Origin of the sequence: Sphingomonas rubra (assembly GCF_900115745.1) — a bacterium.
In the GTDB taxonomy this organism is placed as follows: domain Bacteria; phylum Pseudomonadota; class Alphaproteobacteria; order Sphingomonadales; family Sphingomonadaceae; genus Sphingomonas; species Sphingomonas rubra.
On record NZ_FOXP01000003.1, the window covers coordinates 1 to 2,500 of the forward strand.

General features: G+C 55.8%; 1 tRNA gene and 2 rRNA genes (1 of these 3 cut by a window edge). All 3 read right to left on the minus strand.

The window, feature by feature from the left end:
• Positions 1-8: 8 nt before the first annotated feature.
• Positions 9-85: transfer RNA gene (locus tag BM145_RS04420), tRNA-Met, on the minus strand.
• A 78-nt stretch (positions 86-163) separates the two neighbouring features.
• Positions 164-278, minus strand: a 5S ribosomal RNA gene (gene rrf / locus BM145_RS04425).
• Between the two features lie 203 nt (positions 279-481).
• Positions 482-2,500: ribosomal RNA gene (locus tag BM145_RS04430) — 23S ribosomal RNA — on the minus strand (it continues 800 nt past the right edge of the window).

Here is a 2,500-nt window from a genome sequence, read left to right on the forward strand (position 1 = left end):
GTGTTATTTGGTTGCGGGGACAGGATTTGAACCTGTGACCTTCAGGTTATGAGCCTGACGAGCTACCGGGCTGCTCCACCCCGCGACGGGGGCATGTTGCCCCAGTTCCCGACGGTTTGTCGGGGGAATGTGAATGGGTTCTTGTTCTCTCACGGGCTGCAATGCCTGGCGACGACCTACTCTTCCATCGCTTGAGCGATAGTACCATTGGCGCAGTCGGGTTTCACGGCCGAGTTCGGGATGGGATCGGGTGGGACACCGACGCTATAGCCACCAGGCAATGGAGCGCGTGAGATATTCTCATGAAGTGGTACTTCATGAGAGCCCTGAGGGGGGATGCCGGTCGCCACGGGTGGCGAGGAGCGTTCCCTCGGGGGCTGGTTCAAATCGATGCCGTGCACGGTGTTGTATAATCTGGTTGGAGGTCATCATCCCACCCAGTCCGGTTTGTGTCCGGTGCTGATGTTGGTGGTGTGGCACTCTCAAGCGCGAATAGAGCGATTAGTATCGGTTAGCTTCACGCGTTACCGCGCTTCCACATCCGATCTATCAAGGTCGTGGTCTTCGACCGCTCTGAGAAATCTTATCTCGAGGGAGGCTTCCCGCTTAGATGCTTTCAGCGGTTATCCCGTCCGTACATAGCTACCCTGCTGCGCCGTTGGCACGACGACAGGTACACCAGAGGTACGTTCAACCCGGTCCTCTCGTACTAGGGTCAACTCCTCTCAAATTTCGACGCCCACGGCAGATAGGGACCAAACTGTCTCGCGACGTTCTGAACCCAGCTCACGTACCACTTTAATTGGCGAACAGCCAAACCCTTGGGACCTGCTCCAGCCCCAGGATGTGATGAGCCGACATCGAGGTGCCAAACAACCCCGTCGATATGAGCTCTTGGGGGTTATCAGCCTGTTATCCCCGGCGTACCTTTTATCCGTTGAGCGATGGCCCTTCCACGAGGGACCACCGGATCACTATGACCGACTTTCGTCTCTGCTCGACTTGTCAGTCTCGCAGTCAGGCGGGCTTATGCCATTGCACTCTTGCAGCCGGTTTCCAACCGGCCTGAGCCCACCATCGCGCGCCTCCGTTACTCTTTAGGAGGCGACCGCCCCAGTCAAACTACCCGCCACAGAGGGTCCTTGCACCGGTTTCACGGTGCGAAGTTAGACATCAGAAAACAACAGGGTGGTATTTCACCTACGGCTCCACATCAGCTGGCGCCAATGCTTCAAAGCCTCCCACCTATGCTACACAGTTCCTTCCTAATGCCACTCTGAAGCTGCAGTAAAGGTGCACGGGGTCTTTCCGTCTAACCGCGGGTACCCCGCATCTTCACGGGGAATTCAATTTCGCTGAGCATGTCCTGGAGACAGTGGGGAAGTCGTTACGCCATTCGTGCAGGTCGGAACTTACCCGACAAGGAATTTCGCTACCTTAGGACCGTTATAGTTACGGCCGCCGTTTACCTGGGCTTCATTTCAGAGCTTGCACCCCTCCACTTAACCTTCAGGCACCGGGCAGGCGTCAGGCCCTATACGTCGTCTTGAAGCCGACTTAGCAGAGCCCTGTGTTTTTGCTAAACAGTCGCTACCCCCTGGCCTGTGCCCCCTCATAAAGCTTGCGCTTAGTGAGGGCCTCCTTCTTCCGAAGGTACGGAGGCAATTTGCCGAGTTCCTTCAGGACACTTCTCTCAAGCGCCTTGGTATACTCTACCTGACCACCTGTGTCGGTTTCGGGTACGGTCTATACGGTGGGGCTATTTCCTGGAACCTCTTCGAAGCCCAGCCAATCCAATAAGGCTGAACAACACACGAGATCCGTCACACACCACCAGGCCCACGAATATTAACGTGGTTCCCATCGACTACCCCCTTCGGGCTCGTCTTAGGGGCCGGCTCACCCTGCGCGGATTAGCCTTGCGCAGGAACCCTTGGTCTTTCGGCGAGAGGGCATCTCACCCTCTTTATCGCTACTCATGTCTGCATTCGCACTTCCGATACCTCCACGACCCATTACCAGATCGCTTCGCAGGCCTACGGAACGCTCCGCTACCGCGTGGATAAATCCACACCCTAAGCTTCGGTGCACGTCTTGAGCCCCGTTACATCTTCGCCGCAGAAACCCTTGTTTAGACCAGTGAGCTGTTACGCTTTCTTTAAAGGATGGCTGCTTCTAAGCCAACCTCCTGGTTGTTTTGGGATTTCCACATGCTTTCCCACTTAGACGTGACTTGGGGACCTTAGCTGTAGGTCAGGGCTGTTTCCCTTTTGACGACGGACCTTAGCACCCGCCGTCTGTCTCCCGGATATCACTCCTAGGTATTCGGAGTTTGGTTAGAGTTGGTAGATCTCGCGACCCCCGCATCCATCCAGTGCTCTACCCCCTAGGGTGTCCATCCGAGGCACTACCTCAATAGTTTTCGCGGAGAACCAGCTATTTCCCGGCTTGATTGGCCTTTCACCCCTAAACACAACTCATCCGGTAACTTTTCAACGTT